This is a genomic window from Dyella silvatica (assembly GCF_026283955.1).
GTDB lineage: Bacteria > Pseudomonadota > Gammaproteobacteria > Xanthomonadales > Rhodanobacteraceae > Dyella_C > Dyella_C silvatica.
This window is the reverse complement of record NZ_JAPDPE010000208.1, coordinates 1-3628: the sequence shown is the minus strand read 5'-3', so window position 1 is coordinate 3628 and position 3628 is coordinate 1. Positions and strand designations below refer to the sequence as shown.

The window sequence follows — 3628 nt, the reverse complement described above, 5'->3', positions numbered from 1 at the left end:
TCGAAATTCAATGCGCGCTGACGTGCTGTAATGTGCAGTACATCAGCCATGTCGTAAACGCGATCGGCTCTCGGCCAACCGGCAATACTCTCAAGCTCACCCCAGTCGCGCAGTCCGCTGGTGTGCCCGAGCAGCTCGGCGACGGTGATCGGATGCCCGTAATCGGGTAGCTCAGGAAGGTATTTGCGAATATCGTCGTCGAGTGACAGCTTGCCTTCACTCACCAGGATCAAGGCTGCGGCAGCCGTGAACTGTTTGCTTACCGACCCCGCCTCGAACACGGTATCCACGTTGATCGGTACAACATGCTCCAGGTCGGCCATGCCGAAGGCACGGCGCAGCGGGGCACGATCACCGGCTTGCACGCCGACGGCGCAACCGGGTACGTCGGCAGATCCGGTATGCGGGAATAGCGCATCGATCTTCGCGACGGAAGCCTCCTCCGCTGTTGCGGTTGCCATGCTTAAGGCCAGCGACAATGCCAGTAGCAATGCCTTCATCGATTCTCCCGTCTGCTGTGTGCAGCGCTATCGAAGCAGCCGATGAAGGTATGCCTATCCAGCCGATTTGCAAGTGTCTTCGTCGTGCCATCGATGCTGCCTCGGCGTGGGCTGCGGCAAGCTGTACCTGGCAGACTGGAGTAAGTCGTCCACCATCTGCCGATCACAGCGCATCGTGAAAAATGATGCCCAGCGTATGCCGATGGCCCGAGCGAATACGGCTAACGCCGTGTCGCAGATTGACCCGGTAAGTACCGCGGCTTCCCTGCACCGGCCGGTGGTGTACGGCGAATACCACGGCATCCCCTTGATGCAGTGGCACGACCTCTGGCCGCGATTGCATGCGCGGTCGTTGCTCGGTCAGCACGAACTCGCCGCCGCTGAAATCCCGCCCCGGCTCGGACAACAAGATGGCGACTTGCAGCGGAAAGACATGTTCGCCATAGAGATCTTGATGCAGGCAGTTGTAATCGCCGTTGCCGTATTGCAGTAACAGCGGAGTAGGCCGGCACTGGCCGGCGGCATGGCAGCGTGCAATGAATTGGGCATGGCTGGAGGGGTAGCGCACATCGATGCCCATGCTTTCATTCCAGCGATTGGCCAGCGGCACCAGCAGGGGGTACAAGCCGTTGCGCAGCAGGTCGATGACTTCAGGCAGGGGATAGTTGAAGTATTGATACTCCCCACGGCCAAAGCCATGCCGTCCCATCACCACCCGGCTGCGAAATATTTCACGGCGCGGATACAACTGTGCCAGGCCCATGCACTCCGCTGGCGACAGCAGCTGGCTGATCTGAGCGCTTCCTTGCGCGTCGAGCTGCTGAATCAGCTCCGCTTGATCGATGCCGTTGATGCGCGACTGGATGGGCGCATCCAGTGGCCAGGTCTTGGTGGGCGCAGTCATGCCGCGACCGCCATGTTCAGGCGGGCCGATTTGCGTTCGCGGTCCATACGATCCGTGGTTGCCGCCCGCAGCGGGGGGCTTGGTGACCCGTTCATGAGGTGTCTCTCGGCAGTTGTGCGTGGCGGGCACTGTAGTTTTGCCGGCGCCGGATAACTCTCCGATTCTTGTGCTCGGAGACCCCGCGAAGGCGAAAGCGGTGCGGTGCAGCAAGGCGCTTTGCCAGCAATTATTTGGATCGATTTAAATGCACCGCGATATTTTATTGCAGCGCGACAAATGTCTTTCAAGTACATCATTGGTCTCAATGACTTAGGTGCCTTGCGAAAATATTTAGATCGAGGCAAAAATGTCGTTGACAAGCCAAATGGGCTGCCCTAAGACTGGCACCCATCCATGCAAGGACGGGGAGCCGTTTATCTAAGCAAGACAGCGAGGGCCAAGCTCTTTGATGCGGTTTCCCGATGTTCTGATCAGAGTGATGGTTACGCGTAGCTCGCGGTTGTTTCGAGCGGGTTCGAAACAGCAAGCGAGGCGTATTAGGGCAGAGTGCGGATGATTGTGTTTACGGTTCCCATCACGGGGGCTGGGGAAATGAGCAATTGATAGACATGGCAACGCGAGTTGTGGCTCGCGGCGGGGGGAGCTCGTTGCCAAAAAAGAACGGCAGGTCGGATAGGGGCTGTTGCGCCCTTCATGCCGGCTCCAAATAAAACAAGTTGGGGAGTTCACCTTGAAGTACCGCCAGAATTTATTATCGATAAGCATCATCTCCACGCTGTTCTTTGTCGGCACGGCGATAGCACAGGACGCCGCAAGCAATCAGGCCAGCGATAGCCAGAAAGACAGCAAACCGAAGACCGAAAAGGCAGTGAAAGATCTGGCGACGGTGTCGGTCAGTGGTATCCGGGCAAGCTTGCAGAAGTCGCTGGATCTCAAGCGCAACTCCGACTCGATCGTGGAAGCGATTACCGCTGAGGACGTCGGCAAATTCCCCGACCGCAACGTGGCCGAGTCGCTGTCGCGATTGCCTGGCATCAGCGTGGATCGCAACTTCGGCGAAGGCGACAAGGTCAGCATTCTGGGCACCGATCCGGCGCTGAATCGGTTGCTGTTGAATGGGCAGACGCTGGCCTCGACCAACTGGACCAGCGATCCGAACAATCCCGATGGCCGCTCCTTCGATTACAGCCTGCTGACTTCGGAAATCATCGGTACCGCCGAGGTCTACAAGACGCCGCAGGCGCGCATCGACGAAGGCAGCATCGGCGGTACGGTCATTATCAATACCCGCCGGCCGCTGGATCTGAAAGCCAATACACTGACCGGCACGGTTAGCTACGGTTACAACGACCGCGCTGACAAGGGCAAGCCGAACGCTTCCGTGTTGTACAGCTGGAAAAATGACGCGAGCACCTTCGGCGTCTTGGGTTCGCTGATGCATTCGGATCGCATCATCCATCGCGAAGGCACCGAAATTTTCGGCTATCAGCGGGTCAATGATCCAACCGATACCGATCCAAATCATAAGTTTTCGCCGGGTGTGGTATCGCCGACGACCAACGGGATTTATCCCACCGCGATCAATACGGCGCTGTTCCAGCAAGAGCGCAAACGCGACGGTGTATCCGCCGGCCTGCAGTGGAAGCCCAATCAGAACTTCGAGTTGAATTTCACCGGCCTGTACGTGACCGAGAAGTTCAATAACTTCAACCAGAGCCGTTATGGCGATTGGTCCGGCAGCGCACCCGCCGCCAATGCGCTTAATTTCAACAACGGCGTGGCCACCAGCGGCTCCTATGGCGCGGCGGCGCCGACGTATCTGGACGGCTATGAGCGCTTCTCGAAAGTAAATACCGGCACCCTGCAGCTGCGTGCCGACTGGCATGGCGAAGGCTGGAACGCGTCCAGCCAGATCGGCTATACCAATTCGTCGGGCGGCTCGGAGGGCATCTACAACGTCCAGTTCAAGGGCCTTGGCGGCTACAACTGGAATCTGGCCGGGCCGCACCCGCAAATCAACTTCAACAACAACCCCGCCGATCCATCGCAGATGGTGATTAATGGTGCAGGTTTCAGCTACGCGCCTAGCTACGATCGAGAGCGCTATTTCGAGGCCGATTTCAGTCACGAGGTTTCGTTGGGGCCATTGAACGAGATCGAGACGGGTATCAAGGCCGCTAATCATTTCAACGGCCAGACCGGCTATGCCGCATTAATCCCTCCG

At 58.1% G+C, this 3628-nt stretch carries 3 protein-coding genes; 1 reads left to right on the top strand and 2 read right to left on the bottom strand.

The annotated features are described in order from the left end of the window. Positions 1–500: serine hydrolase domain-containing protein (locus OUZ52_RS22545; protein ID WP_266160850.1), on the bottom strand; the 500-nt coding region annotated here is incomplete at its 3' end. A 163-nt stretch (positions 501–663) separates the two neighbouring features. Next, positions 664–1404 carry a 2OG-Fe(II) oxygenase gene (locus OUZ52_RS22540; protein ID WP_266160849.1) on the bottom strand — a complete coding sequence of 247 codons (741 nt, stop codon included), beginning with the start codon at positions 1402–1404 and terminating at the stop codon, positions 664–666. A 757-nt stretch (positions 1405–2161) separates the two neighbouring features. Between OUZ52_RS22540 and OUZ52_RS22535 the strand changes: the two genes are divergently transcribed. Beyond that, positions 2162–3628, top strand: a 1467-nt coding sequence (locus tag OUZ52_RS22535; protein WP_425493905.1) for a TonB-dependent receptor, incomplete at its 3' end; no start/stop codon positions are given.

Excerpts from the sequence above, each read along its gene's own strand:
- OUZ52_RS22540 (WP_266160849.1), bottom strand. The coding sequence starts at position 1,404 with ATGACTGCGCCCACCAAGACCTGGCCACTGGATGCGCCCATCCAGTCG.